This window comes from Nocardia uniformis NBRC 13702 (assembly GCF_001613345.1).
Lineage (GTDB): Bacteria > Actinomycetota > Actinomycetes > Mycobacteriales > Mycobacteriaceae > Nocardia > Nocardia uniformis.
In genome coordinates this window covers 78,241-97,227 of the sequence record NZ_BDCE01000065.1, presented here as the reverse complement: position 1 = coordinate 97,227, position 18,987 = coordinate 78,241, and the positions used below count along the sequence as shown (strand labels likewise).

The 18,987-nt window shown below is 67.0% G+C and carries 17 protein-coding genes; 10 read left to right on the top strand and 7 right to left on the bottom strand.

Annotated features, from left to right (window positions below; genetic code table 11):
• Nucleotides 1–54 precede the first annotated feature (54 nt).
• On the bottom strand, nt 55–729 hold the full coding sequence (locus NU1_RS24140) for an SIMPL domain-containing protein (RefSeq protein ID WP_245720284.1): 675 nt from the start codon (nt 727–729) through the stop codon (nt 55–57).
• 580 nt (nt 730–1,309) lie between these two features.
• Complete coding sequence (gene glsA / locus NU1_RS24135) at nt 1,310–3,169, bottom strand: glutaminase A (RefSeq protein ID WP_245720282.1); 1,860 nt, start codon at nt 3,167–3,169, stop codon at nt 1,310–1,312.
• Nucleotides 3,170–3,403: 234 nt separating this feature from the next.
• Here glsA and dxs point away from each other — a divergent pair, with 234 nt between their 5' ends.
• Nucleotides 3,404–5,338, top strand: coding sequence for a 1-deoxy-D-xylulose-5-phosphate synthase (gene dxs, locus NU1_RS24130; RefSeq protein WP_067524418.1), 1,935 nt, complete (start codon nt 3,404–3,406; stop codon nt 5,336–5,338).
• An 82-nt stretch (nt 5,339–5,420) separates the two neighbouring features.
• On the top strand, nt 5,421–6,224 hold the full coding sequence (locus NU1_RS24125; protein ID WP_067524416.1) for an enoyl-CoA hydratase: 804 nt from the start codon (nt 5,421–5,423) through the stop codon (nt 6,222–6,224).
• Nucleotides 6,225–6,235: 11 nt separating this feature from the next.
• Here the strand turns inward: NU1_RS24125 and NU1_RS24120 are convergent, their stop codons facing one another.
• A complete protein-coding gene (locus NU1_RS24120) occupies nt 6,236–7,489 on the bottom strand; it encodes a ribonuclease D (protein ID WP_067524484.1) in 1,254 nt (417 codons plus the stop codon).
• Between the two features lie 191 nt (nt 7,490–7,680).
• Nucleotides 7,681–8,316, bottom strand: coding sequence for a DUF3000 domain-containing protein (locus NU1_RS24115; protein ID WP_084521755.1), 636 nt, complete (start codon nt 8,314–8,316; stop codon nt 7,681–7,683).
• Between the two features lie 64 nt (nt 8,317–8,380).
• Between NU1_RS24115 and hemE the strand changes: the two genes are divergently transcribed.
• The 3 genes from hemE to hemQ all read left to right on the top strand — a co-directional run bounded on the left by hemE (nt 8,381) and on the right by hemQ (nt 12,287).
• Entirely contained in the window at nt 8,381–9,457 is a 1,077-nt protein-coding gene (hemE, locus tag NU1_RS24110; RefSeq protein WP_067524413.1) for a uroporphyrinogen decarboxylase, read from the top strand.
• 465 nt (nt 9,458–9,922) lie between these two features.
• A complete protein-coding gene (locus NU1_RS24105; protein WP_067524411.1) occupies nt 9,923–11,269 on the top strand; it encodes a protoporphyrinogen oxidase in 1,347 nt (448 codons plus the stop codon).
• A 322-nt stretch (nt 11,270–11,591) separates the two neighbouring features.
• The gene (gene hemQ / locus NU1_RS24100; RefSeq protein ID WP_067524409.1) at nt 11,592–12,287 is read left to right on the top strand and encodes a hydrogen peroxide-dependent heme synthase; all 696 of its coding nucleotides are present in this window, start codon (nt 11,592–11,594) and stop codon (nt 12,285–12,287) included.
• 992 nt (nt 12,288–13,279) lie between these two features.
• Here the strand turns inward: hemQ and NU1_RS42585 are convergent.
• Together NU1_RS42585 and NU1_RS42580 are read right to left on the bottom strand one after the other, a co-directional pair.
• On the bottom strand, nt 13,280–13,483 hold the full coding sequence (locus tag NU1_RS42585; RefSeq protein WP_067524405.1) for a hypothetical protein: 204 nt from the start codon (nt 13,481–13,483) through the stop codon (nt 13,280–13,282).
• The gene (locus NU1_RS42580; RefSeq protein WP_067524403.1) at nt 13,480–13,932 is read right to left on the bottom strand and encodes an ATP-binding protein; all 453 of its coding nucleotides are present in this window, start codon (nt 13,930–13,932) and stop codon (nt 13,480–13,482) included. The genes NU1_RS42585 and NU1_RS42580 overlap by 4 nt, the downstream gene beginning before the upstream one ends.
• Nucleotides 13,933–14,126: 194 nt before the next feature.
• Here NU1_RS42580 and NU1_RS24080 point away from each other — a divergent pair, with 194 nt between their 5' ends.
• The 5 genes from NU1_RS24080 to NU1_RS24060 all read left to right on the top strand — a co-directional run bounded on the left by NU1_RS24080 (nt 14,127) and on the right by NU1_RS24060 (nt 18,056).
• Entirely contained in the window at nt 14,127–14,789 is a 663-nt protein-coding gene (locus tag NU1_RS24080; RefSeq protein ID WP_157552938.1) for a DUF3159 domain-containing protein, read from the top strand.
• Nucleotides 14,786–16,687: an alkyl/aryl-sulfatase gene (locus NU1_RS24075; protein WP_067524398.1), complete on the top strand. Its 1,902-nt coding sequence runs from the start codon at nt 14,786–14,788 to the stop codon at nt 16,685–16,687. Before NU1_RS24080 ends, NU1_RS24075 begins: the two co-directional genes overlap by 4 nt.
• Before the next feature lie 126 nt (nt 16,688–16,813).
• A complete protein-coding gene (locus NU1_RS24070) occupies nt 16,814–17,224 on the top strand; it encodes a DUF7144 family membrane protein (RefSeq protein ID WP_067524396.1) in 411 nt (136 codons plus the stop codon).
• Nucleotides 17,225–17,298: 74 nt separating this feature from the next.
• Entirely contained in the window at nt 17,299–17,721 is a 423-nt protein-coding gene (locus NU1_RS24065; protein ID WP_067524480.1) for a DUF6325 family protein, read from the top strand.
• Nucleotides 17,722–17,735: 14 nt separating this feature from the next.
• Entirely contained in the window at nt 17,736–18,056 is a 321-nt protein-coding gene (locus NU1_RS24060; protein WP_067524478.1) for an SHOCT domain-containing protein, read from the top strand.
• 213 nt (nt 18,057–18,269) lie between these two features.
• Here the strand turns inward: NU1_RS24060 and NU1_RS24055 are convergent, their stop codons facing one another.
• Nucleotides 18,270–18,905 carry a TetR/AcrR family transcriptional regulator gene (locus NU1_RS24055; RefSeq protein ID WP_067524393.1) on the bottom strand — a complete coding sequence of 212 codons (636 nt, stop codon included), beginning with the start codon at nt 18,903–18,905 and terminating at the stop codon, nt 18,270–18,272.
• Nucleotides 18,906–18,987: the final 82 nt, after the last annotated feature.

The following is an 18,987-nucleotide window of genomic DNA, read 5'->3' as shown; positions in this document are numbered from 1 at the left end:
AGCAAGGATTCCGGGACGAATTCACCTGTGATGTCGGCCAAGTGCCGTCGGGGGTCAGATCAGCTGCCAGGTGACTCGAATGGTCGCGGACAGTTCGCTCTCACCGAGTTCGATGGCCATATCCGCACCCCCTACCGGGCCGCTGCTCTTGGCGGCCATGGCGTAGGCGCGCGGGATCGGGGTCGGTGCCGAGGTGTTCTCGGTGATTTCGACGACCGGGCCGAGGACGGTACCCGCCCGGCTGGCGTACTGGGTGGCCTTGGCAAGAGCGTTGTCCCAGGCGGCATCTCGGGCCTCGCCCAGCAACGCCTCCTCATCGGAGACGGTCAGGGTGAGACCGCCGAGGCGGACATCGTCGCCTCCCGCGTCCACCGCGTGCGCGATAACGGCCGCCGGAGGTGTACCGGATTCGGTGGTGGCGTCGGATGTTCCGACATTGCGCAGCACCACGGTCAACGAAGTCGACGCGATATACCCGGTAATGCGCTCGCGATTGTTCTCGGTCCAGATCGTCTCGGTCCGCACCGACAGCCCGCTGGTGGCGATATCGGTGGGCCGCACCCCATCGGCACGCAGGGTGCCGACGACGGCGTCGGAGCGTTCCCCGGCCCGGGAGTAGGCGGCCGCGACCGTATCCTCGCGCGATTCGATCGAAATAGTGACGCGCATGAGATCCGGGGTGGCCCGGGCGGCTCCGTTCCCGAACGTGGTGACGGTGCCGTTCTCCATGCCGGTCACAAGCATTCCTCCTGAATCGGATCAGACCAATAAGACACGGCCGATGCTACCGACGCCGGCAATACCCACCCGCCTGGCCGCGCCGTCCGGCGGCTCCCACGGTTCGCGTCATTCCGGTGCGCCCGCAACGCCACCCTGCCACCCCGCCACCCTGCGCCCCGGCACCTAGCCACTCCGCACCCCCGCGCCCCCGGCACGCCACACCCTGCGCCCCGGCACGCCGCACGCCGCGCCCTGCCGCACTCTGCCACCTCGGCGTGCCCGCGGCCCCGGTATTCCGGCGCGCCGCACCCGGCACCCTGCCACACCGCTCCCCGGCACGCCGCGCCCTGCCTCACGCCGCCACCCCGGCACGCCGCGGCCCCGGTATTCCGGCGCGCCGCACCCCTTCATTCCGGCGTGCCTCTGACCGGAATCCACACCGTCGAAAGTAGGGGTTCCCGGCCAAAGCACGTTGGGATGGTGAGCACGCGGGGATGGCAGGCACGCGGGGATGGCGGGCACGCCGGGATGGCGAGGACGCCGAGATCGCGAGGGTGACTCGGCGGTGTACCGCCGCGGGCGGGAGCGCTCAGTAAGCCCCACCGTGCGCGGCGAGCGCGCGAACCGCCGCGTCCGCCTGGCCGTAGGCGGCGACCGCGAGGCGTTCGAGCAGCGCTACCTTGACCTCGGGAGCCTGTTCGGTGAGGGTGTCGAAGCGTTTGGGCGACAGCACCGCCAATCGCACCGTGGTCTCGGCGTGGATGTCGTGGGTGAACGGTTCGTCGAGGAGCATGGAGATCTCGCCGAAGGACATCCCGGTCGACAGCGAGATGAGGCGGTGGCGGCGGCCGTCGCGGGCGGCGAAGCTCATGCGGACGCGGCCGTCGAGAATCAGGAACAGTCCGGCCCGCGGGCTGCCCTTGGCTACCACCAGTTCGCCGCGGGCGAGGGTTCGGATCTCGAATTCCTGTGCCAGCCGGTGTTGTTCGTCGGCGGGCAGCCCGGCCAGCGCCGGATGGTCCGCGACGGTCAGGGCGGCGTGCGCGGTGCGGTGCGGGCCGTGGCGTTCGAGGATGATCTGCTCACACCACTCGGCGGCGGTATCGCGGTCGATGAATACCCGCCCACGCGGATCGGCCGGATCGAGACTCGACTCCAGATGTCCGAGTTTGGCATCCGGATCGACCAGGGCGACCCGGCATCCGTCGGCCGCCAGCTCGGCCTGGAGATCCTCGAGCATGCGCACCGCGATGGCGCTGACATCGCCGACCTCGCGCACATCGAGGACCAGGGCCTCGAGGTCGCCGGTGATCTCCTCCACGGCGCGCACCGCCGACTCGGCGCCCGCGAACAGCAGATCGCCGTTCAGTTCGACCATGCGCGCCCGGTCACCGAATTGGCGCAGCAGCGCCAATTCCTCCGGGTCGCGGCGCAATCGCGAGGGCGCTTCGGCCACCGAGTAGGAGGCTCGAATGGCGGTATGCGCGGCGCGGGTCACGTGCAGGAAGTGCAGTCCCAACCGATTCGACAGTTCGCGGCAGGCCTTGACCCCGCGCACGCTGCTGCCGTGCGCGTCCAGTCGCGGCGAGTACACCGCGATGCCCAACTGTCCGGGCAGTACGGCCAGAATCCCGCCGCCCACACCGCTTTTCGCGGGCAGTCCGACCGTGGTCACCCAGTCTCCGGCCGCGTCGTACATACCGCAGGTGGTCATGACACTGAGCACCTGTTCCACCAGCGGTGCCGTCAGCGCCCGTTCGTGGGTGAGCGGGTTGACGCCGTTATTGGCGAGCGTGGCGGCCATTATCGCCAGATCCCGGCAGGTGATATCGATCGAGCACTGCCGGAAATAGCGGTCCACCGCCTCATCCGGATCGATATCGATAATCCCCGCGCCGCGCAGTAGATAGCCGATAGCCAGATTGCGGTATCCGGTGCGCGCCTCGGAGGCGTACACGTCCGCGTTGAGGCGCAGATCGCGTCCCGCGAAGCGGCAATAGCTGCGCCGGATGCGTTCGAAGCGGTCGGCGGCGTCGTGGCCGGTCACGAGTGAGGCGGCGGTGATCGCGCCCGCGTTGATCATGGGATTGCGCGGGCGCTGCGTTGTCGGGTCGAGACTGATTTCGAAGAACGGTTCCCCGGAGGGCTCCACATCGATGCGTTCGGCCACCGCCGCCGTACCCCGATCGGCCAGCGCCAGCGCGTAGGTGAACGGTTTCGAGATGGATTGAATGGTGAACGCCGTGTCCAGATCCCCGCTCCCGTACACCTGACCGTCCGCGGTCGCCAGGCAGAGGGCGAACGAATCCGGTTGCACCGCAGCGAGTTCCGGAATGTAGTCGGCGAGTGCGCCGGAAGTGTCACCGCGGCACAGCTCGTACACCTCGTCGATGATGCGGGCGACGACACCGCTGGATGGGGGAGTGAGGTGTTCGCCGGTCGGAGCCACGCGCTCACCGTATCGGGGGATATACACGGAGTCGGGGAGGTCGAGGAGGCGTGCCATACCGCCAGGGATGTCCCGGGTCGTTGCCGCCACGGGAAGATAACGGGCGGGTATCGTGTGGGGAGCATCACGTTCGAAGGCGATGTCGCAGGTGGGGTTTCATTCCCGGCATCAGGAGCCGATACGGGCTCCGTAGACTGTGCCAAACACAGGAGTTTTCCGGAGGGAGCAATAGCCGTGGGAGTGCTTTCCCGGGTCGATACGCCCGAGGACCTGCGTCGGCTGACGACACCGGAGCTGCGCGAGTTGGCCGAGGAGATTCGCGAGTTCCTGGTGCGGAAGGTCGCCGTCACGGGCGGGCACCTGGGGCCGAACCTCGGCGTCGTGGAGCTCACCATCGCGCTGCATCGCACCTTCGATTCGCCAGCCGACCCGATTATCTTCGACACCGGCCACCAGGCCTACGTGCACAAGATTCTGACCGGCCGCAAGGACGGTTTCGACACGCTGCGCAAGCAGGGTGGTCTGTCCGGATATCCGTGTCGTGCCGAAAGCGCGCACGACTGGGTGGAGTCCTCGCACGCCTCGGCCTCACTGTCCTACGCGGATGGATTGGCCAAGGCGTTCGCGCTGTCGCGGCAGAAGCGGCATGTGGTCGCGGTCGTCGGGGACGGCGCGCTGACCGGCGGTATGTGCTGGGAGGCGATGAACAATATCGCCGCCGGACAGGATCGCTCGGTTGTCATCGTGGTCAATGACAATGGCCGCTCCTACGCGCCGACCATCGGCGGCCTCGCCGATCGGTTGACGGCGCTGCGCATGCAGCCCGCCTACGAGCAGGCCCTGGATGCCACCAAGCGGATCGTGCAATCCATTCCGCGCGTAGGGGATTCGGCATATTCGATGCTGCATGCCCTGAAGACCGGGATCAAGGACGCCGTCGCGCCGCAGGAACTGTTCAGCGATATCGGGCTGAAATATGTGGGGCCGGTGGACGGGCACGACACCGTCGCGCTGGAGGCCGCGCTGCGGCGTGCCAAGGATTTCGGCGGTCCGGTGGTGGTGCATGTGGTCACCCAGAAGGGACGCGGCTACAAACCGGCCGAGGACCATGAGGCCGATCAGATGCACGCCGTCGGTCGGATCGACCCGATTACCGGTGAGTCGGTGGGGACGTCGAAGAACCAGTCGTGGACATCGGTGTTCTCCAGCGAGCTCATCGAACAGGCCGAACAGCGCGATGATGTCGTCGCCATTACCGCCGCCATGCCCGGCCCGACCGGATTGACCGCTTTCGGAAAACGCTTCCCGGAGCGCATGTTCGACGTCGGGATCGCTGAACAGCACGGCGTCGCCTCGGCGGCCGGATTGGCACTCGGTGGCATGCATCCGGTGGTGGCCATCTACTCCACCTTCCTCAATCGTGCCTTCGATCAGCTGCTCATGGATGTGGCGCTGCTGAAACTGCCGGTGACGCTGGTGCTCGATCGCGCGGGCATTACCGGTGACGACGGTGCGTCGCACAATGGCATGTGGGATATGTCGGTGCTCGGCATTGTGCCCGGGATTCGGGTGGCGGCCCCGCGTGATGCGGCGACACTGCGCGAGGAGTTGGGTGAGGCGCTACTGGTCTGCGACGGCCCGACCGCTATCCGCTTCCCCAAGGGCACTGTCTCCGAGGATATCTCGGCGGTGGAGCGCTATGACGGCATTGATGTGCTGCGGCTGCCCGACGGCGCGGATTCGGTGCAGTCGGTGCACGGCGATGTTCTGCTCGTCGGTGTCGGCGCCTTCGCAGATCTGGCGCTGAAAGTGGCGGAACTGCTGGAGCCGGAAGGGATTTCGGTCACGGTCATCGATCCGCGCTGGGTGCTGCCGGTCAATGAGGGCATTGTGAAACTGGCCGAGAACTACCGCATGGTGCTGACCGTCGAGGACGGCGGTCTGCACGGCGGTATCGGTTGTACGGTATCGGCCCGGATTCGCGCCGCCGGACTGGATGTGCCGACCCGCGAACTCGGTGTGCCGCAACGCTTCCTGGATCACGGTACGCGCGCGCAGCTGCATCAGGAGTTGGGGCTCACCCCGTCGGATGTGGCACAGCGGATAACCGGATGGCTGGGCGGCGGCACGCTGACCGGCGATGCGGCACAGGGGCAGGCCGCTTCCTGATTCCATGCGCGGGTCGCGGCTTCTCCCGTAGATTCTAGAACCGGTTGCAGTTTTGGATTACACCGCCGGTTCAGGAGTCCGCATGACGTTCGTTCTCGTCGAGAAGCCGCGCCCGCAGATCGCGCTCATCACCCTCAATCGCCCCGAGCGCATGAACGCCATGGCGTTCGATGTGATGGTGCCGCTGCGGGAAACCCTGCAGGCGGTCGCCGCCGATAACGAGGTGCGCGTGGTGGTGCTCACCGGCGCGGGCGAGGGTTTCTGCTCGGGCGCGGACCTCAACCATTCGGGCGGCGTCCCGGGCGTCGCCGGACTCACCCGCACCAGCATCGCCCGCCGATCCATGGATATCTTCAATGACGTGATGCTGGCCCTGCGCCGCATGCACCAACCGGTCATCGCCGCCATCAATGGCGCGGCCATCGGCGGCGGTTTCTGCCTCAGCGTCGGCGCGGATATCCGCATCGCCGCCGAGGACGCGTACTTCCGCGCCGCGGGTATCAACAATGGCCTCACCTCCGCCGAACTCGGCTTCAGCTACCTGCTACCGCGCGCCATCGGCTCCTCCCGAGCCTTCGAAATCATGCTCTCCGGCCGCGACGTCGATGCCGCCGAAGCCGAACGCATCGGCCTGGTCTCCCGCGTGGTCCCCGCCGACAAATTGCTGGAAACCAGCTACGACCTGGCCGAACAAATCCTCCGCTACAGCCGCGTCGGCACCGAACTCACCAAGCGCATGCTGTGGGGCGGCATGGAGGCGGGCAGCTTCGAATCGCACATGCAGCAGGAGGGCATGGCGCAGCTGTATGTCCGGCTGACCACCGACAACTTCGACGAGGCGATGCGGGCGCGGAAGGATCGCCGCCCACCGGTCTACGAGGACTGAATAGCTCCGGTCTACTCGGCCTTCGCTGGCGGGAACAGCGCCTCCGCCAGGCGCGGCACCGCCAGGTCGCGCTGCCACTGGCGTGCCCCTCCGGCGACCAGGTAGTCCTCGATCACCGCGGTCGAGTCGCCATTGGTGGCGGTCTTGGGCAGCCCGTCCCAGCACATACGGCGCAGCAGGTCCGGGGTGAGGAGGTTCTCCACGGGGATCGACACCTCGGTGGACAAATCCGTCATGGCGGCGCGGGCGGCCTGTAGGCGGGCCGCTGCGGCCGGGTCGCGACGTTCCCAACGGTTGACCGGGGGTGGGCCGTCGAAGGGCTGTGTGAGGGGCGGCAGGGCATTGTCCGGGAGGGCCCGGGCGCGTTCGACGGCACCGAGCCATTCGCGGGAGTAGCGGCGTTGGCGGGGGCCGCCGAAAACGGGGAGGGTGCGCAGCTGCGCGATGGTTTTGGGATCGTTTTCGGCGGCGGCGATAATGGCCGAATCCGGGAGGATGCGCGCGGGGGCGACATCGCGCAGGCGGGCGAGTTTGTCGCGGGTGGTCCACAGTTCGCGCACGACGGCGAGCTGGCGGGTGCGCCGCAGATTGTGGATACCGGAGGTACGTCTCCACCGGTCGGATTTCGGCGGTGCGGCCTCGAGGGTGCGCACATGCTCGAACTCCTGGGCCGCCCAATCGGTTTTGCCCTGCTCCTCGAGGTCGGCGGCCACGGCGTCACGCAGTTCGAGTAGCAGTTCCACGTCGAGTGCCGCGTAATTGAGCCATTCGGCGGGCAATGGACGCGTCGACCAGTCGGCCGCGCCGTGGCCCTTGCGCAGTTCGCGGCCGAGCAGCTTCTCCACCATGGCGGCCAGGCCGACGCGTTCGAATCCGGCCAGCCGTCCACCCAGCTCGGTATCGAACAGTCGCGCCGGGAACAGACCCAGCTCGGCGAGCCCGGGCAGATCCTGGTCGGCGGAGTGCAGCACCCACTCCAGCTCGTTGATGGCCGCGGCCAGGGAGTCGAGATCGTGCTGGACCGGAAGCGGGTCGATGAGGAAGGAGCCCGCTCCGGCGCGGCGCAGCTGAATCAGGTAGGCGCGGGGGGAGTAGCGAAAGCCCGAGGCGCGTTCGGCGTCGACCGCGAGCGGCCCGGATCCGGCGGCCAGGGCGGCCGCGGCGGCAACGATTTGGGCAGCACTGTCCAATACCGGGGGTACGCCGTCCGCTGGCGCGAGCAAGGGGACCGCGACAGTGGCGTCGGAATCGTCTGGTACGGACATGGTCTTGAACTTTACGTGTTGGGCGCGACCGGTTCCGCGTCCCATTCGGTTAATCGCGGGGACGGAGGCAGCGTCGGACTGATCGGTATCGTACGTGTCCGGCGCCGATTTCGTTGCGGTACAGAAAGTTTGATGTCCAGCCTTCTGGACACACGGGTGGGGCAGATGTGACGAGGGTGATATCCAGATTGCTACTGGTGCGTGTCGTCCGCGCCGCCGGGACGGATCTCCAGGCGCGTCACTCCGGCCGGTGGTAGCCCCGCCGCGTAGGCGAGCACCTCGCAGAAGGCCTCCACATGCGGCTGCATCTCGGTGTCGCCGACCGTCCACGACGCCCGCAGTTCCAGCTGCTGAGCGCGCGGCGGTCCCGCGATATCACCGAAGCGCACCGAACTGGTCGCGGTGACCGTCCCACCCAGTGCGGTGAACGGTGCCCGCGATTCGAGCGCGTCCACCAGCCAACTCCACGCGACCTCCGGCAGCAGCGGGTCGGCGGCCAGCGCGGCGTCGATATCGGCCTGGATATAGGCGACCAGCCGGAAGACCCCGTGCCAGGCTTCCTGCCCGTCTGGGTCGTGTAAGAGGATGAGCCGTCCGAAGGCGTCACCGTCGGAGTCGACGGGCACCACATTGGAGTCGCCGTGCGTGACTTCCGCCCCGACCGCGTAGGAATAGGGGGCTAGGCGTTGCGGCGGGCGGATCGGTGCGAGCTCGATCCTAGGGTGCACTTGTACGGTCCCCATCGCCTCGACCGCGTCGCGGAACCGGGCTGGTTCTTCGGGTTCCGGGGTCGGTGCGGCGCCGTCGCGGAAGTCGAGCGGTGTCACGTTCAACGACGCTAGACCTGTCGGGCGCGGCGTGGGCGGAGGCGCGCCGCCCGTGACCTTTACGATGGCGGTGATGAGCACTCACACCCGCCGCCGTTTGACCGACGCCCCCTTCCTCGCAGCCGCCACCGGTGGCACGCCCACCCGGCGTCCGGTGTGGTTCATGCGCCAGGCCGGACGGTCGCTGCCCGAGTACCGCAAGCTGCGCGTCGGCGTCGGCATGCTGGAATCCTGCTTCAATCCGGAGCTGGTCTGCGAGATCACCATGCAGCCGATCCGCCGCCATGGCGTCGACGCGGCAATTCTGTTCTCCGACATCGTGGTTCCGCTCAAGGCCGCCGGTATCGACCTCGATATCGTCCCCGGCGTCGGTCCCGTGGTCGCCAATCCCATTCGCGGTCTCGCCGATGTGCGCGCCCTCCCGCGCCTGCGTACCGAAGAGGTGGGCGCGGTCCTCGCGGGCATCAAGCTCCTGCTCGACGAACTAGGCGACACTCCGCTCATCGGTTTCGCCGGAGCCCCCTTCACCCTGGCGTCGTACCTGGTCGAGGGCGGTCCCAGCAAGCACCACGAGAAGACCAAGGCGATGATGCTCGCCGACCCCGATACCTGGCACGAACTCATGGGCGTCCTCACCGACATCACCACCGAATTCCTGCGCGCCCAACTCGATACCGGCGTGGATGCCATGCAGCTGTTCGATTCCTGGGCGGGTGCGCTCACCCTCGCCCAGTACCGCGAATTCGTTCTCCCCCATTCGGAGCGCATCTTCGCCGAGCTCGCCTCCTACGGCGTCCCGCGCATTCACTTCGGCGTCGGCACCGGAGAGCTGCTGGGAGCCATGGGCGAAGCGGGCGCGGATGTGGTGGGCGTCGACTGGCGAGTCCCCCTGACCGATGCCGTCCGCCGCGTCGGCCCCGGAAAAGCCTTGCAGGGCAACCTCGATCCCGCCGTCCTCTTCGCGGGCCCCGCCGCCGTCGAATCCGAAATCCGCCGCATCGCCCACGAGGCCGATTCCGCCATTGCCATGGGCGCGACGGGGCACATCTTCAACCTCGGCCACGGGGTGCTGCCGGACACCGATCCGGGCGCGATCACCGCGGCCGTCGAACTGATCCACAGCCTGCCTTCGCCGCTCTGAAGATACGTGCGGGGCAACTGCTGTTCTCGGGGCCTACGTAGCCAGGTTGGGAGCGTGGGTTTCGGTTCCAGCTGGGTTCCGGAGGAAGGGCAAAACCGATCAGTGTGGTGGCGTCGTGTGCCGTACCCGACCTTGGCTCCCCAGTCAGGCGCGGATCCTCACCTTCCACCCCTGGCTGGCTGGCCGTGGTCCCGACTCGAGACAACAAGACAAGAGACACCAGAGAACAGACCGTGCGGTCAGGGGGACATGGTGGCGGCATCGGCCGAGAGACCCCCGCCCTCATGTCCCCCTGACCACTCGGTCTCCAAACCCTTCGAGTGCGGGGTTGTGCCGATCACAGCGGCGGCGGGAGTAGTTTGCAGGGGAGCGGCTCGCCGGTGAGGTGCGGTGCCGCGTTCGCTGCGCCGGGCTCGCGGGTCGGGGCCGCGCTCGGCGTTCACGAAGGTGACTGAGGAGTGGTCGATGCGGGTCGCGGTGGTCGGCGGGGGTATCAGCGGGCTGGTGGCGGCCTACCGGTTGCGGATGGCATTGGGCCTGGACGCGGAACTGGTGCTGGTGGAGCGGTCCGGGCGGATCGGCGGGATTCTGCGGACCACTGATATCGCGGGCGATCCGGTGGATCTCGGGGCGGAGGCGTTTGTCGGCCGTCGGCCCGAAATCCCGGAGTTGATGCGGGAATTGGGGATCTCCGAGCAGCTGGTTCACCCGGCGGGACGACGGCCGTTGATCTGGTCCGAGGGCAGTGGCCATCGGCTGCCGGAGGACACCCTGATGGGTATTCCTTCCGGGCCGGAAGCGGTCGAGGGGCTGGTCGATGCGCAGACCCTGGCGCGCATCGCCGATGAACCCAACCGCCCACTGCGCTGGGAGCGCGGCGGCGATACCTCGGTGGGGGCTTTGGTCGCGGATCGGTTCGGGGAGCAGGTGGTTCGTCGCAGTGTCGATCCGCTGCTCGGTGGCGTGTACGCCGGTACGGCCGACTCCATCGGAGTACGCGCCGCGCTGCCGACATTGGCCGCCGCCCTCGACGGCGGCGCGTCGAGTCTGACCGAAGCCGTGCGAAATGCCCTGCCCCCGAAGTCGAATACCCCGGTATTCGGCGGGATCCGGGACGGCTACCGGGTTCTGCTGGACGCGCTGCGCGCCGCCGCCAACGTGAAGATCGAAACCGACACGGCCGCAACCCGTCTCACCCGCACAGCGGCAGGCTGGCAACTCGACCCGGTCGGTCCCGTGGATGCGGTGATCCTGGCGACCCCCGCACCCGTCACGGCCGCCTTGCTGCGCGATATCGCGCCACAGGCCGCCGATATCGCCGGGGGAATCGAGCTGTCATCGTCGGCGGTGGTGGCACTCGCCCTCCCGCGGGATGCCCCGCTCCCCGACAACTCCGGCATTCTCGTCGCCACCGGTGAACCCCTGCGCGCCAAGGCCTTCACCCTCTCCAGCCGCAAATGGCCCCACCTCGCCACCCGTGACGTAGCCCTGGTCCGCGCCTCCTTCGGCCGCTTCGGCGACCCCGCCCCGCTGTCCTGGTCGGACGCCGACCTCATCACCGCCGCCACCGAAGACCTCTCAACGGTGGTAGACGCACCCCTCTGCCCGCTGACCGCCATCGTCCAACGGTGGCCCGGCGGCCTCCCGCAGTACGCTCCCGGCCACACCGATCGCATTGCCGCCCTGCGTAATACGATCGCCGATCTCGACGGAATAGCCGTGGCCGGTGCGTACCTCGACGGCGTCGGCGTCCCCGCCTGCGCCGCCTCCGGCACCGCCGCCGCGACCCGCATTGCCGATCAGTTGATCTGAGCGTTCTGGCCCGGCGTGCATCACCAGCGGTTCCGCCGGGTGGGCACGCCGCCCGAACGCCGGGTGGGCACGCCGCCCGAACGCGGTGGCCGGCACCCCCGTCATCCCGGCATGCTTTTGGCCGGGATCCACTACGGCAGGAGTGTGGATTCCGGCCGAAACACGTCGGAATGACGCCGGGCCCGCGCGGTCATCCCGTGGTGAGGTGGCGGGAGGCACCGCCGCATCGCGATCTGTGACCACTATGTCCGGTTGCGGGTACGAGGGCTCACATGTCAGCCCGCCACGCGCCTCGACTTCGCCCGAATGGCACGATGGTCTCATGGCGCGACTCGACTACAAGGCACTCAACGACACCATCCGCTACCTCATGTTCTCGGTGTTCCAGGTTCAGCCCGGTGCGCTGGGGGAGGAGCGCGAGGCGATCATCAAGGAGGCCAAGGCTTTCTTCGATGCTCTCGAGGAGAAGGGTGTCGTGGTGCGCGGCCTCTACGACGTCGCCGGTATGCGCGCCGACGCCGACTTCATGATCTGGTGGCACGCGGAGAATATCGAGGAGTTGCAGGCGGCCTACGCCGATTTCCGCCGCACCACCGAACTGGGCCGCGCCAGCGCCCCCGTATGGAGCAATGCCGCCCTGCACCGCCCCGCCGAATTCAACAAGAGTCACGTCCCGGCGTTCATCGCGGGCGAAGAACCCGGCAACTACATCTGCGTCTACCCCTTCGTCCGCTCCTACGACTGGTACCTGCTGCCCGACGAGGAGCGTCGCAAGATGCTCGCCGATCACGGTAAGGCCGCCCGCGGCTACCCCGACGTGCGCGCCAATACGGTCGCCTCCTTCGCCCTCGGCGACTACGAGTGGATCCTCGCCTTCGAGGCCCCCGAACTCCACCGCATCGTCGACCTCATGCGCGACCTGCGCGCCACCGAGGCGCGCCTGCACGTGCGCGAAGAGATCCCGTTCTTCACCGGCCCCCGCGTCGATGTCGAGAAGCTGATCAACGCCCTGCCCTGACGCAGTCTCGGCGGACAATCGCAGCCCGGTCGCACACCTGCGGCCGGGCTGCGCTGTTCAGGAATGTGCGGTCCGACCACAACGGAGTGGGTTGCTGTCCAGTAGCTACCCGCATGCCCAGGGAATTCGGGGCATGCGCGGAAATACCCGCCCTCCGTAGGGTTTCTGCGACTCGTTTGTCTGCGGCGTCCGAGGGGTGCGGTCGCAGCCGAGTGGGCAACCTGTCGACCCTTCAGGGAGGAATCGGCAGCGTATCGAGCGGACCACGACTTCTGACGCGTCGAGGAGGTGGCGTCGAGGGGTCGTGTGTCCGCTCGCGGCGACCTCGGACCGGGCGGCCTGCGATCAACCGGTACGCCAGGAGATGCTCGTCGACCTGCGCCGAGCCATTCACCGCCCTGCGCGACGCGCTTCACCTCGACCGCGAAGGTGCGGGCATTACCCAGCTGTAGGCCGCGATTGGTGCAGCGGCCGCATTCCTGAACGGCGCCATATGTGCGCGCGATCTATCTTCGAACCGTCACGGGTTGGGGGCCGCTTCGGTCTCCGCGGCTCCCGATCAAAGTCGCTGAGGCCACCTCACTGTGCCGAGCCCAACGGTCGCTGAGACGACATTCCAGCCGCCGGTGATGACGCTGATTGGCGCTCAGCCGGGTATTGACGTCGGCCGGATCGTTGAACGCGCGGTCTGGGAGGAACGAGGTCTCCAGATATCCGTTGGCTCGCTCGACCAGACCCTTGGCTGGCTCGACCAGAATTCGGAGGGCTCAGGTGCGAAGGGGCCTGTTGCGTAGGGCACGAATTGCGTTGGCGCCGGGATGTGATGGCTCGAGGAGTTTCACCGCGCGCGGTGGCGCGGCCCGCGCCACCGCGGCATTGCCGCGATCCAGGTCCGTGCGCGTCGTATCGGACCGTGCTCTCGGCTGGTGCCGGGACCGCAGGGCATCGACGATGCTGCTCGACTCGGTCCAGAATGCGGGACAAGTCAGCGGTCAGCGCATCGGCACGCTGACATCGCTGCCTCCTTCCGCTGTGAGTCGGGCGTGGACTTTGGCCAGCGTCGGTGCGGGCACGAATCCACCCGCGAACAGCGCCTCGCCCTGTCGGAACCAGGGGGCCTGCTCCAGGAGCGCGGTCGGTGCATATCCGAAGTAGGTCCCCAGTTCCGCCAGGTCAACCGGCGAGGTCGTTTTCATGAGCGCGAGATTGTCGCACTGGGACAGGATGCCCCGGGGTGCACCTTGGAGGGCCGCTGTGTCGAGAGCGGTAGCCACCGCCCGTATTTGCGGCCCTCCGCGGCGATCTGGATAAGTCGTTCACGGACCGCGGCCGCGATCGGCGAATCAAGTTGTGGCGAGGCGAGATTATGCGCCTCGTCGATGACGAGCAGGACCGGTCGCCGTTCATCGCGCCGAGCCCACAGATCATCGAGCAGCGCCAGCGCCACCACCAATCGCTGTGTGGGGGTGGAGAATCCGGCCAAATCTAGCGCGGTGGCATCGGGTCGCGTGGCGACAATATCGGTGACCGCCGCCGCGCCGCGCGCCGCCGCCAGTAGGACGATCAGACCTCGCGGGATCGACCAGCCGGTCGCGGCGGAGAGGGCCGGAATCGGGTGGGCGGACTGAGGACTTCGCGGTGGCATCGGCTCTCCTTCATTGGTCGGCTGACAGTCTTCACCGCGGCGAGTCGACAACCGGGTCGAGACGCGCTCGTTCCGCTGACGCCGACCCCTTCGCGGGTGCCTCGTAGGTCGACATGTTTGCCAGCTTCACTCGTTCGGGCCTGAACCGTGCAACGATGTATGTTGCCAGTGGATAGCTGATGCCTTGTTGATGCGTGAGCACAGGGGGTGACGTGGAATCTGCCGACAATTCTCGGCGGTCGACGACCGCCGAGATGTGGGGCAAGTTCAAATCGCTGGGCGGCCCTCGGCACATTATCGACGGCGCCGCCCCGGCCGTGGGTTTCCTCATCGGGTACGCCACGGCCAATGCCAAGATCGGCGTCCTCATCGCACTCGCCGTGGCCTGCGCGATCGCCGGCTTCCGGCTGGTGCGGGGAGATTCCGCGCGGGTGGTCCTCACCGCAGTGGCGGTGGTCGTGGTCTTCTCGCTATTCGTCGGCATTACCGGGGAGGGGCGCGGCTTCTATCTTCCCGACCTGCTGATCTGTGCGGTGGGCACGGTGGCCTTCGGGGCGAGCCTGCTCGTCGGTCGACCGCTCAGTCATTGGGCGTGCACCCGGATCGGGCTCGAACCCGCGGAGTCTGCAGCCCGGCCCACCCGAATCATGTTGCACCGCAAGGTGACTTTCGCGTGGTTCGTCTTTTGGGCGCTGCACCTGGTGGTGATGGTGCCGCTGTATATCGCCGACAAGGTGGTGGTCCTGGGCACGGTCGCACTCGTGTTCGGCAAGCCCGCACTGGTGGTGATGCTGGCCGGCACCTGGCTGTGGGTGCGTCGCAGTCTGACATCAGAGGAACTAGAAGGAGTGAAATGAGCGCAGCGACCGATCCGAGCGATTTCATTATCGACCAGCAGCAGCGGATCGCCGCTGAGTTGCCCTTGGCCGACACCACTGATCAGGAGGACGCCGACCGCGGGTTCATCGCCGCGCTCGAACCCGGGGTGGTGCGAGACGCCGAGGGGAAGGTGTTGTGGGACAGCGACTCCTACGACTTTTTGCAGGGCACCTGCCCGGCTTCGGTGAACCCGAGCCTGTGGCGGCAGGCCGGTCTGGTCGCCCGTCAGGGGCTCTATGAGGTGGTTGCGGGCATCTATCAGGTTCGGGGGCTGGATCTGTCGAATATGACCCTCATCGAGGGTAAAACCGGTGTGATCGTGATCGATCCGCTGATCTCCGCCGAAACCGCTGCGGCCGGACTGGCGCTCTACCGTGCTCATCGCGGCGACAAACCGGTGACCGGGCTCATCTTCACTCATTCGCACGTGGACCATTTCGGCGGCGCGCGCGGCGTCGCCTCGGCCGAGGACGCGGAGGCCGGTCGCCTTCCCGTGGTCGCTCCCGCGGGCTTCCTCGAGCACGCGGTCGCCGAGAACGTCTATGCCGGAACGGCTATGGCGCGCCGTTCGGCCTACATGTACGGCGCGGTCCTGCCCCGCGGCCCGCAGGGACAGGTGGGAGCCGGTCTGGGGCAGACCAATTCGGTCGGCACCATCACCCTCATCGCCCCGACTCACGACATCACCCACACGGGGCAGGAAATGACGATCGACGGTGTACGCATCGTCTTCCAAATCACGCCGGGTACCGAAGCGCCCGCGGAGATGAACTTCTACTTCCCGGACTTCCGGGCACTGTGCATGGCGGAGAACGCGACCCACACCCTGCACAACCTGCTGACCCTGCGTGGCGCGCTGGTCCGCGACCCACACGTGTGGTCGCAGTACCTCACCGAGGCCATCAATCTCTACGCGCGCGACAGCGATGTCGTCTTCGCCTCCCATCACTGGCCCACCTGGGATACCGAGCGGCTCGTCGAATACCTGTCGCTGCAACGAGATCTGTACGCCTACCTCAACGATCAGACGTTGCGCAAGCTCAACCAGGGCCTGGTGGGTTCGGAGATCGCCGAGGATTTCGAGCTGCCGCCCGCAGTCGAAAACTCCTGGCACGCCAGGGGTTATTACGGCTCGGTCAGCCACAATGTGAAGGCTGTCTACCAGCGCTACATGGGCTGGTTCGACGGCAATCCGGCACACCTGTGGGAGCACCCCCCGGTCGAATCCGCCAAACGCCATGTGGAATTCATGGGCGGTGCCGACCAGGTGCTGCGCAAGGCGCGTGCTGCCTACGACGACGGTGACTACCGCTGGGTGGCGCAGGTGGTCAACTATGTGATCTTCGCCGACCCGTCCAACGAAGCCGCGAAGACCTTGCAGGCCAGCACCTTCGATCAGCTCGGGTACGGCGCCGAGAACGGTCCATGGCGCAACTTCTATCTGATGGGCGCCTACGAGCTGCGCAACGGCAATGTCGGTACCCCGACCCCGGCGAGTTCGCCGACCATGCTGGCCGCGCTGACCGTGGAACAGGTCTTCGACGCTATGTCCCTGCGCTTGGACGGGCCCAAGGCGTGGCACGAGAAGGCCATCAGCGACTGGATATTCACCGATGAGAATCGCACCCGCCGCCTCGAACTGCGCAATGGCGTACTGCTGCACTACGACCGCCGCGACGGCGACACGCTGCCCCCGGCCGAGGTCACCTTCACCCTGACCCGCGCCACCCTCATCGGGGTCCTGCTCGACGGCCAAGACCTCGGCGCGGCCGTGCAATCGGGGGCCGTCACCATCGACGGTGACGTGGCGAGCTTCGCCAAACTGGTGACCCTGTTCGACGAACCCGACCCCGATTTCGCCATCGTCACACCCTGACCGTTGCGAGGCACCGCGGCGACGAGGGGCCTCGCCGGACCCGTCGTGTTCGTCGCCTTGGCTGCACTGAGCCGTCGACACACATGCCGTTCGCGATCTCGCGGGCACTCGAGAAAGGAATCGCACATGACCGAATCGCCGATTACCGGACACCCGGTGCGCCAAGGGGTCGCCGCCGGCGTATCCATCGGTGCGGCCGTCCTGCTACTGACGGCCGGTGTGCTGTCGCTGCTGGAGGGCATTGCCGCGGTCGCCAAGGACGATCTATTCGTGGCCGGACCGAGCTACATCTACCGGATGGACATCACCTCGTGGGGTTGGATCCACATCCTGGTCGGTGCCCTGCTCATCATCAGTGCCATAGCGTTGATGACCGGTGCGCTGTGGGCCCGGATCACCGCCATCGGCCTGGCCGCGCTGTCGATTATCAGCAACTTCCTCTGGCTGCCGTACTACCCGCTGTGGTCGATCCTCATCATCGCCCTCGACATCGTGGTGATCTGGGCACTGGCGACCTGGAATCCCGACAAGCGATAACCCGCACCGCGGGGTGCGCTTCATCGGTTACGGATGAGGCGCACACCCCGGTGTTCGACAGTGAGGATGGCGACATGGCGGAAACATCGGACCTCGGGCCTGTTGAACTGGTGGTCTTCACCTTTCCCGGTGCTCGCGTCGGAGCGAGTGCGAAGAACGCGCTGCACGATGTGGTGGATCGCGGCTATGTGACAGTACTGGACCTGGTCTTTCTCCATATGGCTCCGGATGGGGCGCTCACCCAGGTCGAGATCGACGAACCCCTCGAGGAGGTCGGGCTCGACGGCATCACGGTCGACGCGCGCGGCCTGGTCAGTGATGACGACCTCGACGTGGTGCGCTCGACCATGCGGCCGGGCACGTCGGCCTTGGTCGTGGTGTACGAGCAGACCTGGGCGCGCACGCTCTCCACAGCGGTGAGCGGCGCCGGTGGTGAGGTGGCGCTGCACGTGCAGGTACCGCGCGATGCTGTCGAAGCGGCGCTGGCCGCATCCTAGAAAGGTTGGAACACATGGTATTTCGCGGAGGAAGAATCGGCCGCCCCGGTCTGCTCGGTACGATCGCCCGAACCGCCGTGGTGACTGGCACCGCCAGCGCCACGGCGAACGCGATGAAACGCCGTTCGCAGCAGCGTTCGGCCGAACAGCAGGCCTACGCCGAACAGCAATCGGTTCCTCAGCAGCCACCCGCCTACCAGCCACCACCCGCACCGGCGGCAGCCCCCGCCGACGACCTGGTGTCGAAGCTGAAGCAGCTCGGCGAGCTGCGCTCATCCGGAGTGTTGTCCGAAGCGGAGTTCGCGGCAGCGAAAGCCCAACTGCTGGCCCACTAATCGCGACTCCGCTTCCGAATAGCTTTATTCATTTTCACGATTGCCCTGTACGGGCGAACCGTCGATGCCGAACACGAGATGGAGGCATCCGCATGCGTCTCTCGAACATCCGGCATTGCCGAATGCAGCGCATTCAACAGAGCAATCTTGTCAATGGGTGTCTGGCGACACTCCATGAGTTGGGACTCGCAACGGGCCGGAGTGGTTCGGTTGTCAGCGATGCTCTGGAGCTGCATCCAGTCGTAGCAGGTGGCGCAGCCCGCTGACGGTGAGGTCGAACCCGTCGGGGTCGGCGTTGTCGGCGATGCTGTTGAGTCCGTTGAGGATTGCGGCGATGGCGCGGGCGAGGTGGCGGCGACCGATTGTGGCGATGACTGCGTCGGGGGCGCGGTGGGCCAGTGTGTCGGTGAATTCACGGAATGCGTGCAGGCTGGGACGCAGCCTCTCGGCGAGCTCCGCGTCGCGGCGCGCTTCGATCTGGACGGTCAAGGTCATGGCGGCCATGGTCGGGTCGGCTCGATGGATTCGCTGGGCCGCGTCGAGCACCGCGTCCATGGCTTGTTCGAAGGTGGTTGCGGGTGCGATCGCCTGTTGCAGGTCGGCGAGGAAGTGTGAGTAGACGTCTTCGGCCACGGCTATGAAGAGTCCGAGCTTGTTGCCGAAATGGTGATACAGCACCGGGACCGTCACACCTGCGCTGTCGAGGATGTCCTGAACGCCCGTGCCCGCGAAGCCATTACGGGCGAACTGGGTTCGTCCTGCGTCGAGCAGTGCCCGCCGCGTCGCGTCGGCGGAAGGCCGTTGCGGGCGGCCGGGGCGGCGATCATGCCCGGTCGAGGAGGTGGCCATTGCGCCGACCTTACCGATATTCCCCGGCAACAACGCTCTTCGCCCCTCAATCCCGGCCAGATCTAGATAATATAGTCAACAC